Source organism: Enterobacter sp. P82 (genome assembly GCF_037053385.1).
In the GTDB taxonomy this organism is placed as follows: Bacteria; Pseudomonadota; Gammaproteobacteria; order Enterobacterales; family Enterobacteriaceae; genus Enterobacter.
The window spans coordinates 192816-219405 of record NZ_JBALHX010000003.1; the positions used below are offsets into that span (position 1 = coordinate 192816).

Annotated in this window: 19 protein-coding genes and 3 tRNA genes; 6 read left to right on the forward strand and 16 right to left on the reverse strand. The window is 53.9% G+C overall.

Features of this window, described 5'->3' with window-relative positions:
- Positions 1 to 27 precede the first annotated feature (27 nt).
- Positions 28 to 945, reverse strand: coding sequence for a glycine cleavage system transcriptional regulator GcvA (gene gcvA, locus WB237_RS16410; RefSeq protein WP_028016898.1), 918 nt, complete (start codon positions 943 to 945; stop codon positions 28 to 30).
- Positions 946 to 1292: 347 nt separating this feature from the next.
- Positions 1293 to 1520, reverse strand: coding sequence for a YgdI/YgdR family lipoprotein (locus tag WB237_RS16415; protein WP_114978596.1), 228 nt, complete (start codon positions 1518 to 1520; stop codon positions 1293 to 1295).
- Between the two features lie 192 nt (positions 1521 to 1712).
- Here WB237_RS16415 and csdA point away from each other — a divergent pair, with 192 nt between their 5' ends.
- Together csdA and csdE are read left to right on the forward strand one after the other, a co-directional pair.
- Positions 1713 to 2918, forward strand: coding sequence for a cysteine desulfurase CsdA (gene csdA / locus WB237_RS16420; RefSeq protein ID WP_336214615.1), 1206 nt, complete (start codon positions 1713 to 1715; stop codon positions 2916 to 2918).
- Positions 2918 to 3364: a cysteine desulfurase sulfur acceptor subunit CsdE gene (gene csdE, locus WB237_RS16425; RefSeq protein ID WP_336214616.1), complete on the forward strand. Its 447-nt coding sequence runs from the start codon at positions 2918 to 2920 to the stop codon at positions 3362 to 3364. The genes csdA and csdE overlap by 1 nt, the downstream gene beginning before the upstream one ends.
- Here the strand turns inward: csdE and tcdA are convergent.
- Together tcdA and mltA are read right to left on the reverse strand one after the other, a co-directional pair.
- A complete protein-coding gene (tcdA, locus tag WB237_RS16430; RefSeq protein ID WP_336214617.1) occupies positions 3355 to 4161 on the reverse strand; it encodes a tRNA cyclic N6-threonylcarbamoyladenosine(37) synthase TcdA in 807 nt (268 codons plus the stop codon). The two genes, csdE and tcdA, sit on opposite strands and share 10 nt — an antisense overlap.
- Positions 4162 to 4237: 76 nt before the next feature.
- Positions 4238 to 5335, reverse strand: a complete 1098-nt coding sequence (gene mltA / locus WB237_RS16435; protein ID WP_336214618.1) for a murein transglycosylase A — start codon at positions 5333 to 5335, stop codon at positions 4238 to 4240.
- Between the two features lie 208 nt (positions 5336 to 5543).
- On the opposite strand from mltA, the gene WB237_RS16440 reads away from it, so the two are divergent.
- From WB237_RS16440 to WB237_RS16450, 3 genes are all read left to right on the forward strand, one after another.
- A tRNA-Met gene (locus WB237_RS16440) sits at positions 5544 to 5620 on the forward strand.
- Between the two features lie 44 nt (positions 5621 to 5664).
- Positions 5665 to 5741 (forward strand) — tRNA-Met (locus WB237_RS16445).
- Positions 5742 to 5785: 44 nt separating this feature from the next.
- Positions 5786 to 5862, forward strand: a tRNA-Met gene (locus tag WB237_RS16450).
- An 89-nt stretch (positions 5863 to 5951) separates the two neighbouring features.
- Here the strand turns inward: WB237_RS16450 and amiC are convergent.
- Positions 5952 to 7205 carry an N-acetylmuramoyl-L-alanine amidase AmiC gene (gene amiC, locus WB237_RS16455; protein WP_028016904.1) on the reverse strand — a complete coding sequence of 418 codons (1254 nt, stop codon included), beginning with the start codon at positions 7203 to 7205 and terminating at the stop codon, positions 5952 to 5954.
- 227 nt (positions 7206 to 7432) lie between these two features.
- On the opposite strand from amiC, the gene argA reads away from it, so the two are divergent.
- On the forward strand, positions 7433 to 8764 hold the full coding sequence (gene argA / locus WB237_RS16460) for an amino-acid N-acetyltransferase (protein ID WP_028016905.1): 1332 nt from the start codon (positions 7433 to 7435) through the stop codon (positions 8762 to 8764).
- A 34-nt stretch (positions 8765 to 8798) separates the two neighbouring features.
- Here the strand turns inward: argA and recD are convergent, their stop codons facing one another.
- The 11 genes from recD to ptsP form a co-directional block, all read right to left on the reverse strand.
- Positions 8799 to 10619 carry an exodeoxyribonuclease V subunit alpha gene (recD, locus tag WB237_RS16465; RefSeq protein WP_336214619.1) on the reverse strand — a complete coding sequence of 607 codons (1821 nt, stop codon included), beginning with the start codon at positions 10617 to 10619 and terminating at the stop codon, positions 8799 to 8801.
- On the reverse strand, positions 10616 to 14158 hold the full coding sequence (gene recB / locus WB237_RS16470) for an exodeoxyribonuclease V subunit beta (protein ID WP_336214620.1): 3543 nt from the start codon (positions 14156 to 14158) through the stop codon (positions 10616 to 10618). The genes recD and recB overlap by 4 nt, the downstream gene beginning before the upstream one ends.
- Positions 14155 to 17037: a pitrilysin gene (gene ptrA, locus WB237_RS16475; protein ID WP_336214621.1), complete on the reverse strand. Its 2883-nt coding sequence runs from the start codon at positions 17035 to 17037 to the stop codon at positions 14155 to 14157. Before ptrA ends, recB begins: the two co-directional genes overlap by 4 nt.
- A gap of 139 nt (positions 17038 to 17176) precedes the next feature.
- Positions 17177 to 20551: an exodeoxyribonuclease V subunit gamma gene (recC, locus tag WB237_RS16480; RefSeq protein WP_336214622.1), complete on the reverse strand. Its 3375-nt coding sequence runs from the start codon at positions 20549 to 20551 to the stop codon at positions 17177 to 17179.
- A 12-nt stretch (positions 20552 to 20563) separates the two neighbouring features.
- Positions 20564 to 20887: a prepilin-type N-terminal cleavage/methylation domain-containing protein gene (locus WB237_RS16485; RefSeq protein WP_336214623.1), complete on the reverse strand. Its 324-nt coding sequence runs from the start codon at positions 20885 to 20887 to the stop codon at positions 20564 to 20566.
- Positions 20872 to 21273: a DUF2509 family protein gene (locus WB237_RS16490; RefSeq protein WP_336214624.1), complete on the reverse strand. Its 402-nt coding sequence runs from the start codon at positions 21271 to 21273 to the stop codon at positions 20872 to 20874. The genes WB237_RS16485 and WB237_RS16490 overlap by 16 nt, the downstream gene beginning before the upstream one ends.
- Entirely contained in the window at positions 21270 to 21830 is a 561-nt protein-coding gene (locus WB237_RS16495; protein ID WP_336214625.1) for a prepilin peptidase-dependent protein, read from the reverse strand. Before WB237_RS16495 ends, WB237_RS16490 begins: the two co-directional genes overlap by 4 nt.
- Complete coding sequence (locus WB237_RS16500; RefSeq protein ID WP_336214816.1) at positions 21821 to 22285, reverse strand: prepilin peptidase-dependent protein; 465 nt, start codon at positions 22283 to 22285, stop codon at positions 21821 to 21823. The genes WB237_RS16495 and WB237_RS16500 overlap by 10 nt, the downstream gene beginning before the upstream one ends.
- 184 nt (positions 22286 to 22469) lie before the next feature.
- Positions 22470 to 23264 (reverse strand): thymidylate synthase, encoded by a 795-nt coding sequence (thyA, locus tag WB237_RS16505; protein WP_014885081.1) that lies wholly within the window; start codon positions 23262 to 23264, stop codon positions 22470 to 22472.
- A 6-nt stretch (positions 23265 to 23270) separates the two neighbouring features.
- A complete protein-coding gene (gene lgt, locus WB237_RS16510; protein ID WP_114978582.1) occupies positions 23271 to 24146 on the reverse strand; it encodes a prolipoprotein diacylglyceryl transferase in 876 nt (291 codons plus the stop codon).
- Positions 24147 to 24339: 193 nt separating this feature from the next.
- On the reverse strand, positions 24340 to 26586 hold the full coding sequence (gene ptsP, locus WB237_RS16515; protein WP_028016914.1) for a phosphoenolpyruvate--protein phosphotransferase: 2247 nt from the start codon (positions 26584 to 26586) through the stop codon (positions 24340 to 24342).
- Positions 26587 to 26590 lie beyond the last annotated feature (4 nt).

The window sequence follows — 26590 nt, forward strand, 5'->3', positions numbered from 1 at the left end:
AATTGATGCGTGCCCGGCACACAAACGTTATTGTTCATACCTGAAGCGGAATTTTTCTTGCTCGCTTGCCGCTTTCGCCAGTATCCACTGCCGGAAAGCGGCTATTTTACCCAGTTCTGCCTGACTGTCATGACAAACCAGATAAAACGCATTCTTGCTGACCAGAACATCATTAAAAGGGCAAACCAGGCGGCCCGCCTCAATTTCGGACTGCGCCATAACGTTGTTCGCCAACGCTACGCCCTGCCCGTGAATAGCAGCCTGTAACACCATCGCACTGTGGCTAAAAATGGGTCCCTGCTGCACGTTTATATGAGTAAGACCTAATTGACGGGTATAAGTTTGCCAGTCACGGCGAGACGCATCATGTAAAAGTGTATGTTGCGCCAGGTCAGCAGGTGTCTTCAGCGCCTTTTCACCCGTTAATAACAAAGGCGAACAGACCGGCAGGAGATATTCTGCGTATAATTTTTCGACGCGCAAGCCCGGCCAGTTACCGCGACCGTAAAAAATGGCGACATCTACGTCATCTGCCAGCTTGTCTTCCTGACGATCTACCGCCTGGATTCGAACGTCGATTCCCGGATAAGCTGAGTTAAAGCTTGAGAGTCTTGGCACCAGCCATTGAATGGCAAAACTGGGCAATAAACTAACAGTCAGAGCACCTTTTGCACTTCGGGCCTGCAGCTTACGCGTGGCCTCCGTGAGCTGGGAAAAAATCTCTTTAATATCCTGAAAATAGCTCTGCCCCTCTTCGGTCAACAGCAACGAACGGTTGCGTCGACGAAACAGCTTAAGACCCAGAAAATCCTCCAGGGACTTGATTTGGTGACTTACTGCGGCCTGTGTCACAAAAAGCTCATCTGCTGCACGGGTAAAGCTCAGGTGACGTGCTGCTGCATCAAAAACACGTAATGCGTTAAGGGGTGGCAATCGCTTCGACATGGTTATCTGGCTTAGATGTTAACGAATTTTAACAAACAGGAAACAACGTTTAACCTATTAGTTTTTTTTATCTGAGACATTATAATTTGTCCGTTGAGGAACTACCAGCAAATACCTATAGTGGCGGCACTTCCTGAGCCGGAACGAAGAGCTTTTTTTGGAATGCGTGTTCTGAAGGGCTTTTGGCTTACGGTTGTGATGTTGTGTTGTTGTGTTTGCAATTGGTCTGCGATTCAGACCACGGTAGCAACGCTACCAATTTTTCACTTCCTGTACATTTACCCTGTCTGTCCATAGTGATTAATGTAGCACCGCCAATTTGCGGTGCTTTTTTTTCGCCTGCGATCTTAGTGCTGAATCTCAACCATCTCTTTAACATCGCTTCGGTTGATCTGCTGCTTGTTCCCGTTGGCATCTTTGTATGAAATCATCCCGGTATCATTATCAGTTGACGGTTTCCCTTCCGAAACGATGGAGCGGCCATCATTAGTATGCATCACGTAGTTGTTACCGGAACAGGCGCTCAGAGCAAGGGTAAACACACAGGCCGAAATGATTGCAGCTGTCTTTTTCATGATTCTTCTCCTTTAGCAATTAATGCTACTCAAACCTCGATTTAAAACAGGCTTAAACATTCGCCTAACACTATTTAGCATAACCTGCTTTTTCAGGGTCATCAGGATAAGCAGACGAATCTGATAGATATCAACCTCCTTGCCCTGCAGCTGAAATTGCGCGACGATCTTGCTATTGAAATGAGGAATCCCATGAACGCTTTCAGTCCCGCACATTTTCGCGAACAGTTTCCGGCGCTGGCTGATGCCGGTATTTATCTTGATAGCGCTGCCACCGCCCTGAAGCCACAGGCGGTTATTGAAGCGACGCAGCAGTTCTACAGCATGAGTGCCGGTAACGTGCATCGCAGTCAGTTTGCGCAAGCACAGCGCTTAACCGCGCGCTATGAAGCCGCACGCGATCAGGTCGCACGTTTGATCAATGCCGAAAGCGGGAAAAACATCGTCTGGACGCGGGGTACTACCGAAGCCATCAATATGGTGGCCCAGTGCTACGCACGCCCGTTGCTCCAGCCCGGAGATGAGATCATCGTCAGTGAGGCAGAGCACCATGCCAACCTGGTACCGTGGTTAATGGTGGCCGAGCAAACGGGGGCACGTATTGTGAAACTCCCACTGGGACCAGATCTCCTGCCCGACGTGGCTCACCTGCCAGAGTTGATTACCCCGCGCAGCCGCATTCTGGCACTCGGGCAGATGTCGAACGTTACGGGGGGATGTCCGGATCTGGCTCAGGCCATTCGCATCGCCCATGCCAGCGGCATGGTGGTGATGGTCGATGGCGCACAAGGGGTCGTGCATTTCCCTGCTGATGTGCAAAAGCTGGATATTGATTTTTACGCTTTCTCTGCACACAAGCTGTACGGCCCAACCGGCATCGGAGCGTTGTACGGTAAGCCGGAACTGCTGGCGCAAATGACACCGTGGCTCGGTGGCGGCAAAATGATTACCGAAGTGACCTTCGACGGCTTTAAAACCCAGGAGATTCCCTATCGCCTTGAAGCCGGTACGCCAAACGTTGCCGGCGTCATTGGCCTGAGTGCCGCTCTCGAATGGCTTGCTGAAACAGATACTGCTCAGGCTGAAAACTGGAGCCGCGGTCTGGCAACGCTGGCGGAGGAAGAACTCAAAAAGCGCCCGGGTTTCCGATCATTTCGTGTGCAAGACTCGAGCCTGCTCGCCTTCGATTTTGCAGGCGTTCATCATAGCGACATGGTGACGCTACTTGCCGGGTATGGTATTGCCCTGCGTGCCGGACAGCATTGTGCCCAGCCGCTCCTCGCGGCGCTCGGCGTTAACGGTACGCTACGCGCCTCGTTTGCGCCATATAATACCCAAAGCGATGTTGATGCGCTGGTCGCCGCCGTCGACCGCGCCCTTGAAATACTGGTGGATTAATGACTAGCGCTGCTTTAGCCGGACATCCGTTTGGCACTGTGATCACAGAAGAGACCTTAAAACAGACCTTCGCCCCTCTCTCACAATGGGAAGATAAATATCGCCAGTTGATCCTTCTCGGTAAACAGTTACCGACCTTGTCTGACGAACTAAAAGCGCAGGCAAAAGAGATCGCTGGCTGCGAGAACCGCGTCTGGCTGGGCGTAAGCGTTGCTGGCGAGAAGCTGCATTTCTTTGGCGACAGCGAAGGACGTATTGTCCGCGGGCTGTTGGCGGTACTGTTAACCGCCATAGAGGGGAAAAGCGCGGCGGAGTTGTTGACTCGCTCGCCGCTGGCGCTATTTGATGAGCTTGGGCTGCGCGCGCAGCTCAGCGCCTCGCGCGGTCAGGGGTTGATCGCGCTCAGCGACGCGGTACTGGATGCCGCACGTCAGGCTCAGGCCTGACGTTCCGCCTTCGCCATCATTTTCTTGAGGGCGTGAGACACCGCCACAAAGCCGAAGGAGGCGGTCACCATGGTGGCCGCACCAAAACCTGAGGCGCAATCCATTCGTTTTGGCCCTTCCGCCGTGCTTTTCATCGCGCAGACTGAGCCATCAGCCTGCGGGTACACCAGCGCTTCTGTAGAAAACACGCAGTCAACGCCAAGCTTACCTTTGCTGTTCTTCACCACATTGAAGTCGCTTTTCAGGCGTTCACGCAGCTTAGCGGCCAGCGGATCCTGAATGGTTTTCGCCAGATCGGCCACCTGGATCTGCGTAGGGTCGATCTGCCCTCCTGCGCCACCAGTGGTAACCAGAGGAACCTTGTATCGACGACAGTAAGCGATCAGCGCGGCTTTAGGGCGTACGCTGTCAATGGCATCAATCACATAGCTGTAGCCTTTATTCATGTACTCCGCGACGTTGTCGGCTGTCACGAAGTCGTCAATGACCGTCACCTGACATTCCGGGTTGATCAGACGAATACGCTCCGCCATGACCTCAGATTTTGCCAGACCGACGTTATCACGCAGGGCATGGATTTGACGGTTGGTGTTGGTGACGCACACGTCGTCCATATCAATCAGCGTGATTGCGCCAATACCGGTTCTTGCCAGCGCTTCTGCCGCCCAGGAACCCACACCACCAATACCCACAACGCAGACATGCGCATCCGCAAACAGCTGCAGGGCTTTTTCACCATAGAGACGTGCCGTGCCGCCAAAACGCTGACGCCAGGCATCGCTGATTACCACTGACATAAAACCTCAGATGTAAAAAGGGTGAGGTTTCTCCTCACCCTGAACATGAATCCGTATTGCGTTCAGAATACCACAATCAACCGCTGAATACGTTTCCGGTGCCAGATGCTGCTTTGAGCACCCATACGCGTCCGTAGTGGTTATACCAGCCGGCACGGTGGCCAGCATCCGGACCAATCCCCTGATAGATATCGAAGTGCTGGCCTTTAATCGCCCCACCCACATCCAGCGCTACCATCAGACGTAGCTCATACTGGCCGTTAAATTTGCCATTATTATCCAGCAGAGGCACTTCCGCGAGCAGCGTAGTGCCAGCAGGAATAATTGAACGATCCGATGCCACAGACGCACGACCAATCAGCGGTACAGCGCTCGCCCCTTTCACCGGAGCAAAGTTTTGCGGTTTAAAGAAGACAAACGACGGGTTCTGTTCCAGCAGCTCGCGCACCTCGGCTTCACTGTGTTTTTCGCCCCACTCGCGGATCGCCTGCATCGACATATCTTCTTTCTTCACTTCGCCGCGGTCGATCAACACCTTACCAATACTGCGATAGGCATGGCCGTTTTTACCGGAATAGCTGAAGAAGTTAAGCGGCGAACCATCACCGAAATCAATATAACCACTGCCCTGAACATCCATGATGAAGTTATCCATCAGTGAATTGCTGTAAGCCAGGACATAGTTTTCACTCAACGCACCAGAGTAGATTTCCGCACGGGACGGCAAGCGGCCGCGTTTTGGCGGCATACGATAAATTGGATACTGGAATTCGCCCTGGCGAGAGTGCCGCGCCTGAATCACTGGCGTGTAATACCCCGTGAACTGGACGTTCCCGTAGTTATCCGCCCCTTCCATCTGCCAGGCGTCGATACCAAACTGGCGCATATTGCGCGTATCGCCGCCCGCGCGCAGCCAGTCCTGTACTGCACTGTAAACGTTGTTTTGTGAGCTATACAGGCGCGGTGACGCATTGCGGATCTGATAGACCTGCTCGGAGAAATCTCCGGCGTTAATCGGTGCGCCAACAGCATCAGGCTGGTTAACTAAGGAGAAAGGCTGGGATAATTTCCCGTCTTTATACTGTTGACCGCGATCGGTCGGTTTGGAAGAGCAGGCCGCAAGAATGGCTACCATTGCGCCCGTCATCAGATACTTCGCCCAACGTCCTTTCATTATATCTCGTCTTTAAGTTGCCCATTTCCGCGTGATGAAGATAACAAACCGCCAGGGCTAATGAAATGCGATCGCATTACCTTTGGCAAATTTTGCGCAAAAAATAGTCCAAACAGAGCCATGTCGTTCAATTTGCATACAAAATCATGATTTATGTGAAAAAGGGGTTGCATCACAAACCTATCCGAGTATAGTGCGCATCCACGGACGCGGGGTGGAGCAGCCTGGTAGCTCGTCGGGCTCATAACCCGAAGGTCGTCGGTTCAAATCCGGCCCCCGCAACCAATTAAAATTTGATGAAGTATCTTCTACAACAGTAGAAAGACGGACGCGGGGTGGAGCAGCCTGGTAGCTCGTCGGGCTCATAACCCGAAGGTCGTCGGTTCAAATCCGGCCCCCGCAACCAATCAAATTTGAAGAAGTAAGTTTCTACAGAAGTAGAAAGACGGACGCGGGGTGGAGCAGCCTGGTAGCTCGTCGGGCTCATAACCCGAAGGTCGTCGGTTCAAATCCGGCCCCCGCAACCAACACTTCTTAAAACAATAAACACCCTTAAGGGTGTTTTTTTGTATCTGTCGTTTGTGAATTTGCCGGGTATCTCACCCGGCTGAAAGATTTACCCACGTCTCGCCAGCGTCGCCCCGTCAGAGAAATACGCCCGGATCCCTGCCAGAATCGACTCCGCTACCTCCTGCTGGAATTTTGCCGTCTTGAGCTTGCGCTCTTCTTCAACATTACTGATAAAAGCCGTCTCAACCAGAATAGACGGAATATCCGGTGCCTTCAGAACCGCAAACCCGGCCTGCTCGACACTGTTTTTATGCAGCTTGTTGATATTACCCAGCTTGCCCAGCACCGCTTTACCAAATTTCAGGCTGTCGTTGATGGTCAGTGATTGCACCATATCGAACATGGTGTGATCGACATAACGGTCGCCGCTTTTGCCCACACCACCGATAAGATCCGAGGCGTTCTGGGTATCCGCGAGATATCTCGCGGCAGTACTGGTCGCCCCTTTGGTTGAGAGCGCAAACACCGAAGAACCGCTTGGCTGGCGGCTGGTAAACGCATCCGCATGGATAGACACAAACAAATCGGCGCGCTGCTTCTGCGCTTTTGCCACGCGAACTTTCAGCGGAATAAAGACATCTTCATTACGCGTCATATAGGCGCGCATATTGCCTTCTTTATCGATCAACGCCTTCAGACGACGAGCGATTTGCAGCACCACGTCTTTTTCGCGGGTACGATATTTTCCGACTGCCCCCGAGTCTTCCCCGCCGTGCCCCGGATCCAGCATGATCACAATCGGACGATCGCGCCCTGCTTTACCCGGCTGTGGACCACTTTGCGCAGGTGGAACCTGCTTCTCGAGATTGCCCTGGTTATAATCTTCCAGTAACGCCAACAGAGGATCCTGAATATCCGTCGCATTCGCCGGGTAGAGATCCATTACCAGACGCTCTTTGAAGGTCGCAACGGGCGCGAGAGCAAACAGTTGAGGCTTAACGTTCTGCTTCAGCTCAAACACCATACGCACGGTTTGCGGATCAAACTGCCCGACGCGCGCCGATTTAATAAACGGATCGTCACCGCGGATCTGCGCCGCCATCCCCTTCAGCACGGAATTGAGATTCACCCCTTCGAGATCCACGACCACGCGTTCAGGATTGCTTAAGGCAAATTGCTTATATTTCAACACGCGGTTGGATTCAACCGTCACGCGCGTATAGGTCGACGACGGCCAGACGCGAACCGCCACCACCTGACTTGTGGCGGCTAATCCTACCTGACTGACGCTAAGCAACCACATTGCCCCGGCCCCTTTTAACAAACGGCGACGGCTTATTGCTGAGTTGGATCCCGACATGCTTCTCCCGAGCAAGAAAACTGACTGATATACATAATGTCCAAATTGACCGAAAACTTTAACGAATGACGCATAAACTGTCATCTATAAAAGGGTAAACAATCATACGTTAACGCACGGATTACTTATTAATTTCTGTGGGTCGCGGAAAATTTGCGCTTGCACACACGCCCACAATCGAATAAAAATACATAAATTACGAATAAACATTCATTAAGGGTTGTGCCATGGTGAAGGAGCGTAGAACCGAACTGGTCCAGGGATTCCGCCATTCTGTTCCCTATATCAACGCCCATCGGGGAAAAACGTTTGTCATCATGCTTGGCGGCGAAGCCATTGAGCATGAAAATTTTTCCAGCATCGTCAATGACATTGGCCTGCTACACAGCCTCGGGATCCGCCTGGTGGTGGTCTATGGCGCGCGCCCGCAGATCGACGCCAACCTGGCCGCACACCACCACGAGCCGATTTACCACAAACATACTCGTGTGACGGATGCGAAAACCCTGGAACTGGTGAAGCAAGCTGCGGGTCTGTTGCAGCTGGATATTACGGCTCGCCTGTCGATGAGCCTGAACAACACGCCATTGCAGGGCGCGCATATCAACGTCGTGAGCGGTAACTTCATCATTGCCCAACCGCTCGGCGTGGACGATGGCGTCGATTACTGCCACAGCGGCCGTATTCGTCGTATTGATGAAGAAGCTATTCACCGCCAGCTGGACAGCGGTGCCATCGTGCTGATGGGCCCGGTCGCCGTTTCCGTGACCGGAGAAAGCTTTAACCTCACCTCAGAAGAGATTGCTACTCAACTGGCGATTAAGCTGAAAGCGGAAAAGATGATAGGGTTTTGCTCTTCCCAGGGTGTCGTAAACGATGAAGGGGTGATTGTGCCCGAACTCTTCCCTAATGAAGCCCAGGCCCGCGTAGAAGCACTGGAAGCTGAAGGTGACTACCATTCTGGTACCGTGCGTTTTCTGCGTGGTGCGGTGAAAGCCTGTCGCAGCGGCGTGCGCCGCAGCCACTTGATCAGTTATCAGGAAGATGGAGCTCTGTTACAGGAGCTGTTCTCCCGAGATGGTATCGGCACGCAGATTGTGATGGAGAGTGCTGAGCAAATCCGCCGTGCCACCATCAATGATATCGGCGGTATTCTGGAACTGATCCGGCCGCTGGAGCAACAGGGTATTCTGGTGCGTCGTTCGCGGGAACAGCTGGAAATGGAGATCGACAAATTCACCATTATTCAGCGCGATAACCTGACCATTGCCTGTGCCGCACTCTATCCATTCCCGGAAGAGAAGATCGGCGAAATGGCCTGCGTGGCGGTGCATCCTGATTACCGCAGCTCCTCACGCGGTGAAATGCTGCTTGAGCGCGTAGCAGCGCAAGCCCGCCAGATGGGCCTGAGCAAGCTGTTCGTCCTGACGACACGCAGCATTCACTGGTTCCAGGAGCGTGGATTCACGCCGGTGGATATAGATTATCTGCCAGAAACGAAGAAAGAGATGTACAACTATCAGCGCCGTTCAAAAGTGCTGATGGCTGATCTGGGATGATACGATGCCCTCACCGTCTGGTGAGGGCTTTCGCTTAAAGAGACTCAAATATCGCGCTCAGTCCGCTCCGGCGCTCTGTACGGGTGGCAATGGCCTGCACCAGCACACGTTCATCGGTATAGAGTGACAAGCGCTGACGCGCGCGCGTAATCGCGGTATAAATCAGCTCGCGGGTAATAACAGGTGAAAGCTGTGTCGGCAGGATCAGCGCCGCATGGTTAAACTCGGAGCCCTGGGATTTATGCACCGTCATCGCCCACGCGGTTTCATGCTCAGGCAAACGGCTGGGCTGGAAAGACTTCACGCTACCGTCCGGCAACTGGAACCAGACGCGCAGCCCCTGGCCGCGATCGAGCGCAATCCCGATATCCCCGTTAAACAACCCCAGCGCACTGTCGTTGCGGGAGATCATTACGGGTCGTCCTTCAAACCAGCGCGAATGCGGCATCCGGTTGATTTTGTGCTTCTGAACAAGAAGCTGCTCCAGCCTGTCGTTCAGCCCACTGACGCCAAACGGCCCTTCCCTCAGTGCGCACAGTAACTGGTACTCACCAAAGGCGGCAATGACCTGCTCTGGTGAGTTGCGCTGTTGGATACATGCAAGGAAATGCTGATACCCCTCCAGGGCGTCATCCAGCATCACCTGATACTCTTCTCCGCTTTGCAGTGATTTTTTCTCGATGTCGGTAAACGTACCGTCAAACACCGCACGCGTACTGTGCCGATCGCCACGGTTTACCGCGGCAGCCAGTTGGCCGATACCGGAGTCGCTGCCGAAACGATAGCTTTTTTGCAGCAGGCACAGGCTATCGCGTAGCGCTCCCGCCACCGGCGAGTTATCGGGTTCAAGTACGCATCCGGTCAAACGCTCCAGCTCCTGAGCACGCGCGGTGGTGTAGCCAAAGCTGGCGTAAGTACAAATATCCCCCAGCACCGCCCCAGCTTCCACTGAAGCAAGCTGGTCACGATCGCCCAGAAAAATGACGCGCGCATGGGGCGGCAGAGCATCAATCAACCGCGACATCATCGTCAGGTCGATCATCGATGCTTCATCTACCACCAGTACGTCCAGATGCAGCGGGTTACCCGCATGATATCGCAGACGCTGGCTACCTGGCTGAGCACCAAGCAGTCGGTGCAGCGTGCTGGCTTCATTTGGGAAAAGCGCACGTTGCTCCACGGTGAGCGGCAGCTTTTGCAATGCCCCACCTAATGATTCCGTCAGACGAGCCGCCGCTTTGCCAGTGGGGGCCGCCAGACGAATACGGCACTTGTGCTCGCCCGATAGCTGGATCAACGCGGCAAGCAGTTTTGCCACGGTGGTCGTTTTCCCGGTTCCCGGGCCGCCAGAGATAACCGAGATCCGCCGCGTCAACGCCACGGCTGCCGCGACTTTTTGCCAGTCTGTCGCCTCATCAGAGGTAAACAGCGTATCCAGCACCTGCCGGAGTTGCGCTTCATCGCAAGGCAGCGGCGCATTCGTCTCGCTGAAGAAACGCGCCACCGTCAGTTCATTGCGCCACAGCCGGTTAAGGTATAAACGTTCGCCGCTCAGGATCATCGGCGTCCCGGTATCGGCTCCGCTCACGGCGGGCGAGCCGAGTAATATCGCCTGCCAGTCCACTGCGTCATCCAGCAACGCGAAACAAGCCTGTATAGCCGGAGGCATTTTCTCATCAACAACCAGACGCGACAGCGGCAGGCAGACATGCCCCTCTCCCGCGTCTTTACTCAGGATTGCGGCGGCGAGCATCACAGCGGGTTCATCGCCTGCCACCATCATGGCAAACTGTACATCAAGGTGGCGCAGTAATCGTTGTTCTACCGCTTCCAGCAATAGCGCCTGCATCGTCATGCCACCTCCTCTGTGTTTGCGGCAAACAAGTTATCCATTTTTTCAATCAGCTCTACAGCCGGGCGCGTACTAAAGATGCCAGAGCGCGGATCGTTAGCATCCACTCCACGCAGAAAGAGGTAAATGACGCCGCCAAAATGGTCTTCGTAACGGTAATCGGCAATGCGATGCCGCAGGTACCGATGCAGCGCCAGGGTATAGAGCTGATACTGCAGATCGTAGCGATGTGCTTGCATGGCTGATGCCATCGCCTGCTGGGTATAGGCTTCGCTGTTTTCACCCAACCAGTTCGATTTGTAGTCCAGCAGGTAGTAACGCCCTTCGTGGCGGAAAACCAAGTCGATAAACCCTTTTAACATTCCCTGCACCTGGCGGAAGTTCAGCGCTGGGCAACCGGCAGATAACGGATCATGCTCGCGGATCAACGCATCAAGCGCGTCGGCCCTGAGCGGGCTGGCAATAGGAAGATAAAACTCCATCTCCACCTGTTTATCTTTGGCACTCAACTGGCTCAGCGAGATCCCTTGAGCCGTGAGTGGGGCGTGCAGAACCGTGCTGATCCAGTCTGTGAGAACCGGTTGCCACTGTGCGTCATAGCCTCCACTCTGCAACATCTTCAGCACCCACTCCTCAGAGACTGGCTGGGTAAAATCCAGCTCTTCAAACAGGCTATGTAAAAATGTGCCTGGTGAGGCGCCACGCGGGAATTGATGCGGAGTGAGCACTGGCTCAACAGGTACGCTACCGGTCCCTGCTGCATCGACGTCCAGTTTTGGCATCAGATCCTGGGCAATGCTCTGCCCGTGCTGCTGTAAACCGGAATAACTCGTCACACGCCAGTCGTCAGCAATTGTGCGCACAACCTGGCGGGCATGGAGCTCAGACTCGCGGAGCTCCGGTAATTGCCAGCGGCTATTATCGGGCTGCGACGGAATGTGCAGGGCAGTATGATCCCCACAAAGTGATTCGATGCACTGGCGCAGGCCTGCTGCATCTTTGGGTTCGCCGAGCTGAATAAGCCTCCCCAGCGCACTCAGATGAAAATCGCTCTCCCCGCTCTTCTCACCACGGCGACGAAACAGCGGGGCGACACCCATGCTGCAGTGCCAGACCGAACGGGTCAACGCCACATAGAGCAGGCGTAAATCTTCCGCCAGACGTTCGGCCTCTGCCAGTTCAACGCTGGACTCAGCTTTACTGAGATCGAGCACCGCCTCAAATGACTCGCGATCGTGGTAAAAAGCCTGATCCTGCGCGCGGTAATTGGCAATAAACGGCAACCAGACCAGCGGATACTCCAGGCCTTTCGACTTGTGAATGGTGACGATCTGCACCAGATGTTTATCACTTTCAAGACGCATCTGCTGACTGGACGAATTACTGTTCGGGTCGGCAATCTGTTGCGCCAGCCAGCGCACCAGAGCGTGTTCACTCTCCAGTTGCGTGCCCGCTTCCTGCAGTAGCTCACTGATGTGCAAAATGTCGGTCAGACGACGTTCACCGCCCGCTGTCGCGAGTATATTCTCCGCAATGTGACGCTGCGCCATGAGCTCACGCACCATCGCCATTACACCGCGTCTGTGCCATTTATCCCGGTAGTAAACAAACTCTTCCACTACCGCATCCCACGCGTCTTCGTCGTTGTTGAGCGCATCAATATCACGCGCATTCAGCCCGAGCATCGCGCTGGCTAACGCGCTGCGAAGCGTGCTCTCCCTCTCCGGGGCCAGCACCGCCTGCAGCAGCCATAACATCTCCTGCGCTTCCAGCGTTTCGAAAACACTGTCCCGGTTTGAGAGGTAGACGGACGGAATGTTCAGCAATGTCAGGGCATCGCGGATAAGCGCGGCCTCCTGACGGCTACGCACCAGCACCGTAATATCCGATGCCTTTACAGGGGTTGACTCCTCGCCCCTCCAGAGCACCGCCTCGCCACGTGCCCCCGCACTGAGCCAGTCACGGATTTGCGCGGCACAGTGCTGTGCCATGGCATTTTGATAGTCCGCAACGCCACAGCCTTCTCCGTCCAGCAGCCAGAAGTTCATGGCGGGCTGAGTCGTACCGTTGAATTCGAAGCGCAATGAGGCATTTTTTGTCGCAAATTTTACCGGCTGGAAAGGGATCTCCCGGAACATAAATGCCGTATCCATGCGGCTGAAAAGCGCATTGACGCTCTCTACCATCCCGGGAGATGAACGCCAGTTGGTATCCAGTGTGTAATGTGCGTCAACTTCGCTGCGGGCTTTCATATAGGTGAAAATGTCCGCACCACGAAAAGCGTAAATAGCCTGTTTAGGATCGCCAATTAACAACAGCGCGGTATCAGGCTGTTGTCGCCAGATACGGCGGAAAATGCGGTACTGCTGCGGGTCGGTATCCTGGAACTCGTCAATCATCGCAACCGGGAAGCGGTTACGAATAGCCGCGGCAAGTGCTTCACCATTTTCGCTGCACAACGCGGCATCCAGGCGGCTCAGCATATCGTCAAACCCAAGTTCACCGCGGCGACGCTTTTCACGCGAGACGGTTTCACGGATCTCCGCCATTGCGCGGGTGATCATCAGGTCATTGAGCGTTAACGGTTCGGCCAGCAGGGCTTCGATAGCCACAAACAGCGGATGCTCCGGCACAATGCCATCGGCTTTGGTTCGTTCAACCAGAAAACACTGAGAGAATTTTTCCAGCGCATCCGGGAGTTGATACCCTCGCGTCTCTTCCTGTGCCCAGGCGCTGATCTTATCGATCCATTTCCCCTGATTTGCACAGTTAAATTTACGTCTGTCGATCCCGGAATTTTCGATAATCGCCTCAATCTCGCCGACCGACGCATTCCACTTTTGCTTGATGGCCGCAATTTTGGCGGTAATTTTTTCATGGCGAGAAGCGAGAGTTTCATCTGCTGGCGGCGGAGATTTGATTACCGGCGCTTCACCCTGAAGATAGCGATCGATGGCACGCAGAAGCTCCTCGGGGCCCTTCCATAACGCATGTACCGCTTCTGCGATATCTCGCGGTAAGGGGTAGCAGTGGCGACGCCAGAAATCCGCACAAGCCTGATAGCGAAGCACGGATTCATCTTCAATGAGTTGCTGCTCGAACAGCATGCCGGATTCAAACGCATTCAGGCTCAGCATGCGCTGACAAAAACCGTGAATGGTGAAGACGGACGCTTCATCCATCTGTCGTTCAGCCAGGAGCAACCACTGGGCGGCCTGTTGCTTATCAGCAATCTCTTCCAGAAGGCTCGCGTAGAGAGGGTTATCCGTACTCTGACGCAGACAGGCGATACGCAGCTCATGGATATTGGAACGAATACGACCGCGCAACTCCGCGGTGGCAGCCTCGGTGAAGGTGACGACCAGCAGCTCTTCCACGCTTAACGGACGTGGAAAAGCCGCGTTACCGCCAAGCCCTAACAGCAGGCGCAGATAGAGCGCGGCAATGGTGAAGGTTTTTCCCGTTCCCGCTGAAGCTTCAATCAATCGTTCACCCTGTAGAGGTAAACGTAAGGGATCAAGAGGCTCAGCGGTATCGGTCATTCTTTCTTACTCCAGGGCATAGTTTGCTGCAGCGCGCTGACGCTCTTCCAGACTTTCCAGCCTTTCGGGTTCACGTACTCCGTTTTCCCGTTCTGGCTCCCGGAAACCTGAGACAGGATGGTCATTCCCTGCGGCTTAATCACCGCCTGATGGAAGAACTCGGCAACCTTCTGAGGCGTCAGCTGTTTTATCTCGGCCACTACTTTATCACGCGAATCAAAGTTCAGATTACCGCGATCAAAATCTTTGCTGAGCTGTGACGCTTCTTCACCCAATGTCTGCGGTGGCTGCATCACCTGAGCGATGACGGCCTGCTGGATCTGGGCAAATTCGTCCGGTTTCATGGCGCGCAGTTTTGCTTCCACTTTTGAGAAGAAAGCCTGATAACGCTGCCAGAGATAAGCCGGTTGTTTATCGCTACTTTGCAGCAGGAAACCCAGCCCCCACTGACGGCCAACGTTCATGGAGAACGCAAAGACCGCATAGCCAAGCTGCTCTTCTGTACGTAGCTGGTTATAGAACCACGGCTGAATAATCTGTCCCAGAACGGCACTCCGCGCTGAACTGGAGAATTCATCATAACCCGTTGGTACAAACACCGCTGCCAGCGCAGAATCCGTACTAGTGCCCGCCTTTTCAAAAATCACATTCTGTTTTTTCTCAACCAGCACATCCTGGTTGCGGCACCACTCGTCACCTTTCGAGCCGAGCTGGGTGCGTACATTCTCCGCCAGCGTTTTGGCCTGCTCTTCACTCATGTTGCCGACGATCAGGAACTCGGGACGCGTGTTGGTTTTCAACGCATCACGATAAGCGAGGACATCTTTCAATGAGATAGAAGGCAGTAACGCGCGGCGATCTTCACGCTGGAAATAAGGAATTTGCGACAACATTTGCGCTGGCATAAGCGCAAGATCGTAAGCTTTGCCCTTCTCCGCAGAGTCCATCATCTGCGCATACCAGGATTTGGCCTGCTCAAGCTGCTCTTCCGTCGGCGTGTAACTAAAATAGCCCTCAAGCAGCGCCTGGAACAGCTGAGGGAGGCGCTGAGTGTAGCCATTTGCATTGACCATCAAACCGTTATTGGCATTGGTTGAGAAGCTGATCCCCCCCACGGCCGCCTGATTGCTGAGCTGATCGAGCGCGATGCCAGCAAGATAGTCATTCAGGGCGAACATCACCTGATTTTTTGCGCTATTCATCGCCTTAGGGTTACGCAGAACGACGCTGACATCGGCTTTTGGCTCATTCGCAAAATAGCGGCTTGGGGTATACACCACGCGCAACGTCGGTTCATCAATAATCAGCTCCGGGTGCGGATAGTCCTTCGTGGTTTTGATCAGCGAGAAATCATCCGGAATGTAGGGGTTCAACTCCGGCAGTTTCAACGCAATTTCCCCGGCTCTTTTCTGCCAGTCGGCGAAGGTCTGGGCGCTGATTTTGTCTACCTGATAAGGGGCGTCTACAAAATAGGCCGTTTTGTTATGGGGTTCATTCGGGCTGATGTACCAGATGCGAGCATTCTGCGGGGTCATCATCGCCAGGCGGGCTTTTACGGCGTCAGCATCATATTGATCGGCGATATTGACCGCATCAAGAGTATGTTCCACCGGCACGCGGATCATGGTATCCGCCAGCCACTCCACATAGTCCATGTCACGGGTAATGGACGGGTAACGGAAATCGAGATCCAGCACGTGAGCCAGTTCATCAAAGTAGCGTTTATCGACGCCTTTATCACGCAGCAGAGAAAGGTAGCTAAATATCGCCGCCACCACTTCATCACGGTTTGCCTGCCCTTTGTCGGTCAGGGTCGCAGATATCGCCAGCACACCGCTATTGCCGTTCACCACAGGATCGGAGTCGGCTCGAATCCCTTCCACCAGCCCTTGTTTTTGCAGCCAGTCAGAAAGCGTACCCGGGCTACGGTTGCCAATCAGATAGGTCACCAGCTCGTCGGTTTTACTGCGAAACTGTGCCGTGTTGTTATCAATGCGGAATTCAACACGTAACACCTTGCGCGGCAAGGCGGGCACGTAGTGGATAACAATCCCTTTTTGGGCGTCCGTGACCACCGGAACGGTTATCTGAGGTACGTCGATATTTTTATTCGGCACACGACCAAACGTCTGAGCGGCCATGCTTGCCAGCTCTGGCAGCGGTTTGTTGCTGTAAATAACCGCTTTCATCAGGTTCGCGGAGTAATATTTGTCGCGAAACGCATGCAGCGCATCAAGAACAGGGCTGTTTGGCTTATCGCTTAATGTTTCCAGGTTACCACCGGAGAAACGCGAACCCGGATGCGCCGGGTTAATGGTTTCGGCGCTCACCTGGGCCATGCGCATACCGTCTCGCGTACGGGCAAGGGTTAACTCAGCATTAACGGCATTGCGTTCACGTTCAGCATATTTTTTATCCAGCAGCGGTGCAGCGATGGAATCAGCAAGACGATCGACCGCCCCTTCCAGGGCATCATTTTCGACTTCGAGATAAAAAGCCGTACGGTACGGTGCTGTACTGGCGTTGTGACTACCGCCGTGCATTTTCAGAAATTCGGACAGGCTATCTGGCTGCGGGTATTTTTTAGATCCCATCAGCGTCATATGTTCCAGATAGTGAGCAAGCCCAGGATGGGCATCAGGATCTTCCAGTGACCCAATCGGCACCACCAGCGCCGAGAGGGATTTCACCGCCTGCGGATCGGAAACCAGCAGCACGGTCATGCCGTTATCAAGGCGAATAGCCTGATACTGACGGGTATCTTTTTCGCTCTTACGGATAGTTTCCTGAACAGGTTGCCAACCGGAGTCTGCTTGAGTGAAGGGAGCCCAAAGGGCGACAAACAAAACCAACGCTTTAAACAAGGTGCTGCCTGGCATTACGACCTCTTTATCACGGCTACATCATTAACAAACTGCGTGCTGGACACGCCAGCATCTCTTTCTTTGAGTACATCAGTCCGTGATAACAGGTGCATCATAAATGAACACCCTTTCCTGTGCAATTTTTATACAGCACTCAGGACTGATTAAATTTGAACAACGGTAACAGGTAACGCTGTGCCTCTTCCGTGATCGTCTCGAAGTACTCTGGTTCAAGCGTGCGCCATAAGCGCTGATACCAGACGTCTTCACCTTCGCCACGTACCATCATGTTTCCTTCATAGGCTTGTATAAATTTACTTCGCGCTTTCTGCAGTGACACCTCATCCGTTAACATTGCATCATTCTGTACGTCATAACAGGCTTTTATCCATGCGCCGCCACTCTCAGGCAGTAACAAAAGTGGTTTGTTCATGCCCTGACTGTAGCCCTCAATATACAAAGACAGATAACGTAACGCCTGTTCAGACTCCATCGGCGGGAAGCGCCATTCGCCCTCTTTGCGCACGAATATCCGGCTTTCACCTTTATTACCCACCGCACTGTAGACAAGATGTTCCAGCCAGAGTTGCAACCCTTGTGAAACGCTGAGCATAGAAGGTCGCCAGCGTAGCAGCCCGTCCAGCTGAACCTGGGTTAGCCAGCCCGTCAAATGAACGCCGTTACAGTTGAGATCAATTTCAATGTTTTTTCCGGGTTGTCGGCACTCCCTTACGCGCTCCGCCAGCGCTGTCATCTCCTGGCACTGCGCCTCCCAGACAATTTCACCAAACGCTCCATAAGGCAGTTGACCTGCTGCGCGGTAACGGCGAAAAAGTTTGTCAGCATCTTCCTGCTCAACCAGCGCATTCAACAGTTGCAGGTTTAACTGATAGCGCTCCAGCCCTTCCAGCGTAAAGGGCTCCGCATCGGGAATTTCGTTCTCTTCAGAGCGGAAATTGACCTGTAATCGCTGCTGGAAAAAGGCCCGCACCGGGTGCGCCCAAAACCGCTGAAGCTGTTCAAATGTCAGTGTGTCAATGGACAGAGGGTCAAGCACCTGAATGAAATCGGTATGCGCAGTTCCCTCTTTTTTCGCCGCAGGAAGCCACTCGTGAGCATAGCTCTGGTGCTCACTCACCACGTAGTTCACCGGGTCAAACGGCATGCGGCTGTGACAACAGGTGATATGCGCTTTCACCCGCTTGTCACTTTCATCGCAGTTACGTTCTTCATCCCCCGGCAGGTAGTGGCTCTGTCCGATATAATCCACCAGCTCCTGCACCAGAACAGAAGGGAAACGCTCACTGTTGTCCTGAATTGAACGGCCGATGTAACTGATATAGAGCTTACTCTGGGCGGAAATGAGCGCTTCCAGGAAGAGATAGCGATCGTCATCACGACGACTACGGTCACCCCGCTTTGGATTAGCACTCATCAGATCAAATCCCAGTGGTGCCAGTGCACGTGGATAAATACCGTCATTCATGCCAAGTAGACACACCACTTTGAACGGGATAGAACGCATTGGCATCAGGGTGCAGATATTCACCGGGCCCGCCAGGAAACGCTGACTGATTCGCTCCTGGTCAAGCCGCTGCGTCAACTCATCCCTCAGCAGTGACAAGGGGATCTCTTCGTGATAATGGGAGTTCACGCCCTCGTCGACGATAGCCTGCCACTGCGTTTCAATGAGCGCCATTGCGGCTTCAGTGTCACTGTCTGGCAGGAAGAAATCATTGAGCAATGCCCTGCAAACCGGGAGCCATTCTTCCAGAGTACGCGGTTGCATTAACTCACTTCTCCAGCGGTTAAGCTGCATCAATAGTGAAGCCAAATGCCCCACCAGTTCAGCAATTAACCCGCTGGTCTCATCGTAAGGCAGTACCTCATTCCACTCCCCCTGACTGCTTTCCATGGCATAACCCAACAACATACGTGTCAGGCCAAACCGCCAGGTATGCTGCCCGGTTGGGGGGAGCCCGAACGCCTGGACGTTATCGTCATCGATCCCCCAGCGAACACCCGATTCGTTAACCCACTGGCGAAGGTAGCGTAGCCCCTCTTCATTGATGTTGAAGCGTGCAGCCAGAACTGGAACATCCAGTAACGCCAGAACATCTTCGGAGATAAACCGGCTATCAGGCAGTGACAACAGGGTGATAAATGCCTGCAATGCCGGATGAGACTGACGGGCACGACGGTCCGAGATAGCGTAAGGCAGGTATCGTTCACCCATCGCACTGCCAAAAACGGCCTGAATGAAGGGACTGTAATTGTCGATATCCGCCACCATCACCACGATATCGCGCGGCGTCAGCTCAGGATCATCCTGCAGCATGTGCAACAGCTGGTCATGAAGGATTTCAACTTCACGCTGCGGGCTGTGGCAAACGTGGATGGTGACACTGCGATCGTCAGGATCCAGCCTCCGCTTCCTGTCGCTGCGTTCAAACTCTTGCGCCGTAACACCCATGACGGCACGGTTCTCCAGCTCCAGAATATCTAACTGAATATTATGCAGCAGGCTATCCGGGGAGATCTCAACAAAGGCATCCACATCCCCTTCACCAGACGAGGTGATGTCTGAAAGCATGTGAATGTAATCACGCCCCAGCTTCCCCCATGAGGCGAGCAGCGGATTAGGCAGGTTCTGGATACCTTCTTCATCGAAAAGTTGCCCGGCAGTCGAGCCGTCTTTAAACAGCGGGATGGTTCGTTCTTCAAAAAGGCGTTTTCGTTGGCGAGTCACCAGCCGCGAAAGCCAACGTTCGTCGAGGATATCCCCCCAATATTGCCGGCACGGGTTGGTAAACAAAATATGAATATCAATATGTTTACCCAGCGCATTCAACGCCTTGAGATAGACTGGGGGTAATGCAGATATTCCACAGATAAACACGCGTGATGGCAGTCGGGCTGGTCGCTCCGACGTATTTTCAAGTATGGAGATAAACCGATCGTACAGATTGGCACGGTGCCACTTAGGCTGGCCAAGTTTCTCCGTGTGCTCCACCAGCGCTTTCCATAGTGGCGCCTGCCAGATTTGCGCCTCCGGTAACCCCTCCACCAGCTCACCTGCTTCCCAACGAATTAACCAGTCAGAACGATAAACAAGATATTGATCGTAGAGATCGGCGGTACGAGACGCGAGCTGGAACAGCTTGCGTTTATCGGTATCGTCATTGAGATAGTGGTTCAGCATCGCGAACTCATCGCGCTGAAGCATTTCCGGCAGCAACGCCATCAGCTTCCAGCTCATGCTTTGCTTGTTGAACGCACTTTGCTCCGGGATATCCGGCAACACGCGGACAAACATCTCCCAGATAAAGCTCGCGGGTAGTGGGAACTCAATGTTCGCGGCAATGCCAAATTTGCGGGAAAGCGACATTTGCAGCCACTGTGCCATACCGGTACTCTGCACCAGCACCATTTCAGGCTCAAAAGGATCGTCAAGCCGCTCGCGCTCAACGATATATTCCATCAGTGCTTCCAGCACATCCAGACGATTTGAGTGGTAAACCCTTAACATAGACGCTCCCGACTACTGGCTAACCGGGCAATGCAGACGCGTTATCTCACCGCGCCGCCCCAGAGGAGAAATAAGTGTAACCGTGATGCTGACACATCCGGCGAGCGTTGTCTGCCCCCGGTTGGCCTGCCAGCCTTCCGGTAGCGCATTTGTTGAGAGCTGGGACTGGTTCCAGGCATGGTGCCAGAGCTGACGATATTGGCTAAACAAGCTGAACCGCGTCGCCAGTGCCCGCTGGTAACCTGACAGTGCGGTCACGATTATCACCATCAGCATCATCGCCAGGAGAACCTCAACCATGCTAAACCCTCTTTCTTTGTTCATGGCAACAGGCATAACACACTCCCCTTTAGCGGACAAAAATCACTCCAGCCGTGAGGCGAGAAGCGAATCTTGCCGTCGATTATCTCTCCTGTGCGCCAGAGCAGCAGGTCGTTGACTCCAGCAATAAGCAAAACATCCTTCTCACTTAATAACCGTAAACAAACTCGCCATGACGATGCCTTTTTGCACTGAATCTGGGGCTCTGACGACCAATCCTGAACGCGTCCCCACTCAAGTGCAGATTGCACAGACGCCTGCTGCTGGAGTGAACGGCTCTCATCGCCAACGAGCGTACTAAACGTTGTCAGTTGCTGGTTGAGACCCGTGAGGATCAGGGTACCGAGCACCAGTAAAAGCAAAACCAACGCCAGCGAAGACATTCCGCGTTGCCGGTTCACAAGTTATACCCCGTGACCCCATATAAAGCCTGATATGGCTCCCCCTGCTGACCTTTACGACTGGCGGTCAGCTCGATATTCAACTCTGGTGCAAAACCGGCATGCTCAACTTTACGCATCATAAAGTGCAGGATCACAAGCTTGTCCGGTTCGGTGAGCTTTTCCCATCCCTTTCCTTCACACGAGGTTGCCCCACGCAGCGTTTCCAGCGCACCTGCTTCCAGACGAAAACCGGTGCTGTCATTTTCTGATGCAGTGTTATCCCAACTGCCGTTACTGTTGGCATCCCACCGTACAATGACACAGCTCCCTTCCCTGCCAATCACCAGGCCTGGTCCCTGACAGTTTCCGGCGCAATATCCTGCGCGCTGAAGGTGCTTACCGAGAGCAAACAGGCGCTGCCAGACCTCCTCTTCCAGCTCTCGCTGGCCGGATTGCAGTAATACAGCCCGCTGCAACCCGGGTAAAAAACGCGATGTGCTGACCAGCAAAAGGCTGCTGATCGCCATAGTAATCAGCACTTCAATCAGTGAGAAACCGCGCTGTCTCATTGACATGAACCGTCCCCTGAACTCTTGCACATCCTGATACGTCCTCCACTTGAGACAATAATCAGCCATTCTCCTGCTCGGCTTTGTACGCGTATCCGCCCTGCCCATGCCGTATCCTTTAATCCATAAAACCCTAATGACGGTGTTAGCTCACTCACCGTGACTTCAGGCCAGAGTGGCATCAGTACAAAGGGATTCCCCTTCTCGCAGCCTTGCATAACAGAGCTCACCAGACAGTCCCTGCCTCCAACCCGCTGAAGGGTTACCTGATGGTCGCGGTTGTGCCGGTTGGCATTGTTGCGCAGAAACACCAGGTAATCGCGAACCTGGCTGGCGGTTTGCCACAGCCGCTGCTGCCGTTTCCAGCTGTCCCAGCCGTACAAACCTGACGCACTGAGGATGACAATCAACGAAATCGCTACCAGTGTTTCGATAAGCGTAAAACCGTTCTCTTTTTTCATAATGGGAGTGTGGCGAAGTGCCGTGAAGGTGACGAGCAACGGATTACTGTTTCCCGAGTCGTTATCCAGAGAATTGACCAAGTTGCAGCGTGTTGCACGCCTTCTGGATAACGCTTCGTGAAACGGGATAAAGGCGAAAAAAAACCGGCGCTAAAAAGCACCGGTTGTGTCACGCTTTACTACATCAGATAGCGACGGGCGCTTTGATGCCTGGGTGCGGGTCGTAGCCCTCAATCTCAAAATCATCAAAGCGGTAATCGAAGATAGACGCCGGTTTGCGTTTGATAATCAGCTTCGGCAGCGCACGCGGTTCGCGAGTCAGCTGGAGATGCGTCTGTTCCATATGGTTACTGTAGAGATGGGTATCCCCACCGGTCCAGACGAAATCACCCACTTCCAGGTCGCACTGCTGCGCCATCATGTGAACCAGCAGCGCATAGCTGGCGATGTTAAACGGCAGGCCGAGGAACACGTCGCAAGAACGCTGGTAAAGCTGGCAGGAGAGCTTGCCGTCTGCCACATAGAACTGGAAGAACGCATGGCACGGGGCCAGTGCCATTTTATCCAGTTCACCCACGTTCCAGGCTGAAACGATAATACGGCGCGAGTCCGGATCGTTTTTCAGCTGGTTCATCACGGTGGTGATCTGGTCAATATGGCGTCCATCAGGCGTTGGCCATGCGCGCCACTGTTTACCGTAAACCGGACCCAGATTGCCGTTTTCATCTGCCCATTCGTCCCAGATTGAGACGTTGTTTTCGTGCAGATACGCGACGTTGGTATCGCCTTGCAGGAACCAGAGCAGTTCATGAATGATCGAGCGCAGGTGGCAGCGCTTTGTTGTCACCAGAGGGAAGCCTTCTTGCAGATTGAAGCGCATCTGGTGGCCAAAAATGGAGAGCGTGCCAGTACCGGTACGGTCATTTTTCGGCGTGCCCTCATCAAGCACTTTTTTCATCAATTCAAGATACTGTTTCATGGTTCCTCAGGAAATTTGTTGCTGTGAACGACGACGATACGCCCAAATCATCATAATGGCACCCGCGACTATCATCGGAATGGAGAGAATTTGCCCCATGCTGATGTACTGCACCCATTCGCCGGTAAACTGTGCATCCGGCTGGCGGAAGAACTCGACGATGATACGGAACGCACCGTAGCCAATCAGGAACAGACCAGAAACAGCCCCCATCGGGCGCGGTTTGCGGATAAACAGATTCAGGATGATAAACAGCACCACGCCTTCCAGCGCCAGTTCGTAAAGCTGGGACATATGGCGCGGCAGAACGCCGTAGGTATCGAAAATGGACTGCCACTCCGGGTGTGATGGCAGTAGCGCGATATCTTCTGCACGGGAGCCCGGGAAGAGCATCGTGTACGGCACGCTTGGGTCAACGCGTCCCCACAGTTCACCGTTGATAAAGTTGCCCAGACGACCAGCCCCCAGACCAAACGGGATCAGTGGTGCGATAAAATCTGAAACCTGGAAGAAGTTGCGTTTGGTGCGTTTGGCAAAAATCACCATCACCAGAATCACGCCAATCAGGCCGCCGTGGAAGGACATACCACCATCCCACACGCGGAAAAGATAGAGCGGATCGTTCAGGAATACCGGGAAGTTATAGAACAGCACATACCCAATACGGCCACCGAGGAACACGCCGAGGAAGCCCGCATACAGCAGGTTTTCAACTTCGTTTTTGGTCCAGCCGCTGCCAGGACGGCTGGCGCGACGGCCAGCGAGCCACATGGCAAAAATGAAGCCCACCAGGTACATCAGACCGTACCAGTGAAGCGAAACAGGTCCTACTGAGAAAATGACCGGATCAAATTCCGGAAAATGCAGATAACCACTGTTCATCTGTCACCACAAGATGTTGTTATTCCGCTGAAAGTGGACAGCGGTAGAAATGCGATTCTGCCGTAAGCAGAGGCTCCAAAGTTGCGAATCATAGCATAAGGCGGGCGCGGAGGATGCGCCAGAGATGTAAAAGATGTGTATAGGGTTTTATGCGCGCTGGCGCTCTCTCCATATGGGAGAGAGCGAAAGACGATTAGCGGCCGCCGCGGATCAGGCCGCCCATACCGCGTCGTTCCATAAACGCAGCAACCTGATGACGGACTTCAGTAGCCAGTTGCGCTTCCAGGCTGCGTTCAGCCAGCTCTCGGGCATCGTCGATTTCAATATGCCGCAACAGGTACTTCACACGTGCAACGGCGCGACCGTTCATAGACAGATGGCGGTATCCCAGACCAATCAGGATCGCGACGCACATTGAATCCCCGGCCATTTCACCGCACAGGCGTAAATCAATCCCGTACTGTTCCGCATCACGAGCGATCATCGCTAACGCGCGGATTATCGCCGGGTGCAGGCTGTCGTAGATACTGGCGACACGGGTGTTGTTACGGTCGACGGCCAGGATATATTGCGTCAGGTCGTTCGTGCCGACGGAGATAAAATCAACACGGTTGGCCAGTTGCGGTAGCATGAAGACCATAGACGGCACTTCGAGCATCACCCCAATCCGCGGTTTCGGGATCGCGTAGCCAATCATCTCTTCGACTTCACGACCAGCACGTTCGATCAAGCGTCGTGATTCGTCGATCTCATCAATGCTGGTGACCATCGGCAGTAAAATGCTGAGATTGCCCGTCGCGGCATTCGCGCGCAGCATCGCACGCACCTGGATGAGGAAGATCTCAGGCTGGTCGAGCGTAATACGGATCCCGCGCCAGCCCAGGCACGGGTTCTCTTCGCTGATCGGCATATAGGGCAGCTGTTTATCCGCACCCACATCCAGGGTTCGCAAGGTGACAGGTTTGTCGTTAAACATCTGCAGCATCCCCTGATACTGCGCAACCTGCTCTTCTTCTGAGGGGAAACCACTTTGCAGCATGAACGGGATTTCGGTGCGGTATAAGCCGATACCATCAATGCGACTGCCAAGCTTTTCTTCGTGCTCAGGGCTTAAGCCGGCGTTGAGCATGACTTTGATCCGCTCACCGCTCTTAAGCTGTGCGGGCAGGTTAACGTCATCTTCTGCCAGCTTGCTTAATTCATTCTCTTCGCTGATAAGACGCTGGTACTCCTGGAGCAGAACCGGCTCAGGATCAACCAACAGTTCACCGCGATAGCCATCAACCACCAGCGTACGACGGTGCAGTACCGACGGCTGGATATCCGCTCCCATCACGGTAGGAATACCCAGTGCACGCACCATAATGGCAGCGTGTGAGTTGGCGGCACCATCGCGCACTACCACACCAGCCAGCCTGTCCTGAGGCAGCTCAGCCAGCGTCGTCGCGGAGAGTTCATCGGCGACCAGCACAAACCGTTTTGGCCAGGCATTTGGCCCCTGAATGGTGTCATCCAGATGGAACAGCAGTCGTTGTCCCAGGGTCCGGAGATCTCCCGCTCGCTCTTTCAGGTAACCATCAGTCAGTGCCGCAAATTGCTCGGCAAATTTTTCGATAACCTTTTTAACGGCCCACTCCGCGACCGAGCCTTTATCCACTTCCGCAAAAAGCTCGCGACGCAAACGCGCATCGGAGAGCAGGTGCGAATAGAGATCAAAAATGGCCGCCGTCTCTTTTTGCGCACCTGCGGCAAAGCGTTTGCTGTAACGACGAAATTCATTCGCCGCCTCTTCCAGCGCAGCAGTAAGACGCTCGCGCTCAAGCGCTTCATCAAGCGTTGAGGCTTCGTAAACCTGCTCCATTAACGGCAGCGTGGCGTCCATCCAGCCTTCTGCAATCGCCACACCTGGCGACGCAGGAAGGGCGCGAATGCGCGTATGGCGATACTGACCGAAAAGAGCGGCAAGCTGAGACTGGGAGAGGATCGCCGCCATCTGCGTGGCCAGGGTAACGAGGAAAGACTCTTCGCTTTCATCGTACTGACGCAGCTCACGCTGCTGAACAACCAGCACACCAAGCAACTGGCGACGCTGGATAATCGGCACGCCAAGAAACGCGCGGAAGCGCTCTTCTTTTACGGAAGGGATGTATTTAAAGCTGGGGTGTTTTTGCGCATCGGCAAGGTTGATAGGTTCAGCCAGCCGCCCAACCAGACCCACGATACCTTCATCAAATGCGAGCGTTACGGTGCGTCCGCGTGGTTTTTTCAAACCACGGGTCGCCATCAGGTAATAGCAGCGCCGATCGTGGTCGGCCAGATACACCGAACAGACCTCGGTCTCCATCGCAAGACAGATGTCAGTGACCAGAATGTTCAGCGCCTCATTGAGACGCGGAGCACTGGCCACCTTCTCGACTATTTCTCGCAAGCGGGTGAGCATGATT

Coding starts and splice junctions, on each gene's coding strand:
- WB237_RS16415 (WP_114978596.1), bottom strand. CDS start 1,520: ATGAAAAAGACAGCTGCAATCATTTCGGCCTGTGTGTTTACCCTTGCT.
- ptrA (WP_336214621.1), bottom strand. CDS start 17,037: ATGCCAGGCAGCACCTTGTTTAAAGCGTTGGTTTTGTTTGTCGCCCTT.
- tcdA (WP_336214617.1), bottom strand. CDS start 4,161: ATGTCAGTGGTAATCAGCGATGCCTGGCGTCAGCGTTTTGGCGGCACG.
- WB237_RS16500 (WP_336214816.1), bottom strand. CDS start 22,285: ATGAAAAAAGAGAACGGTTTTACGCTTATCGAAACACTGGTAGCGATT.
- WB237_RS16495 (WP_336214625.1), bottom strand. CDS start 21,830: ATGTCAATGAGACAGCGCGGTTTCTCACTGATTGAAGTGCTGATTACT.
- recC (WP_336214622.1), bottom strand. CDS start 20,551: ATGTTAAGGGTTTACCACTCAAATCGTCTGGATGTGCTGGAAGCACTG.
- recD (WP_336214619.1), bottom strand. CDS start 10,619: ATGACGATGCAGGCGCTATTGCTGGAAGCGGTAGAACAACGATTACTG.
- thyA (WP_014885081.1), bottom strand. CDS start 23,264: ATGAAACAGTATCTTGAATTGATGAAAAAAGTGCTTGATGAGGGCACG.
- lgt (WP_114978582.1), bottom strand. CDS start 24,146: ATGAACAGTGGTTATCTGCATTTTCCGGAATTTGATCCGGTCATTTTC.
- argA (WP_028016905.1), top strand. CDS start 7,433: ATGGTGAAGGAGCGTAGAACCGAACTGGTCCAGGGATTCCGCCATTCT.
- mltA (WP_336214618.1), bottom strand. CDS start 5,335: ATGAAAGGACGTTGGGCGAAGTATCTGATGACGGGCGCAATGGTAGCC.
- WB237_RS16485 (WP_336214623.1), bottom strand. CDS start 20,887: ATGCCTGTTGCCATGAACAAAGAAAGAGGGTTTAGCATGGTTGAGGTT.
- amiC (WP_028016904.1), bottom strand. CDS start 7,205: ATGTCGGGATCCAACTCAGCAATAAGCCGTCGCCGTTTGTTAAAAGGG.
- ptsP (WP_028016914.1), bottom strand. CDS start 26,586: ATGCTCACCCGCTTGCGAGAAATAGTCGAGAAGGTGGCCAGTGCTCCG.
- gcvA (WP_028016898.1), bottom strand. CDS start 945: ATGTCGAAGCGATTGCCACCCCTTAACGCATTACGTGTTTTTGATGCA.
- csdA (WP_336214615.1), top strand. CDS start 1,713: ATGAACGCTTTCAGTCCCGCACATTTTCGCGAACAGTTTCCGGCGCTG.
- csdE (WP_336214616.1), top strand. CDS start 2,918: ATGACTAGCGCTGCTTTAGCCGGACATCCGTTTGGCACTGTGATCACA.
- recB (WP_336214620.1), bottom strand. CDS start 14,158: ATGACCGATACCGCTGAGCCTCTTGATCCCTTACGTTTACCTCTACAG.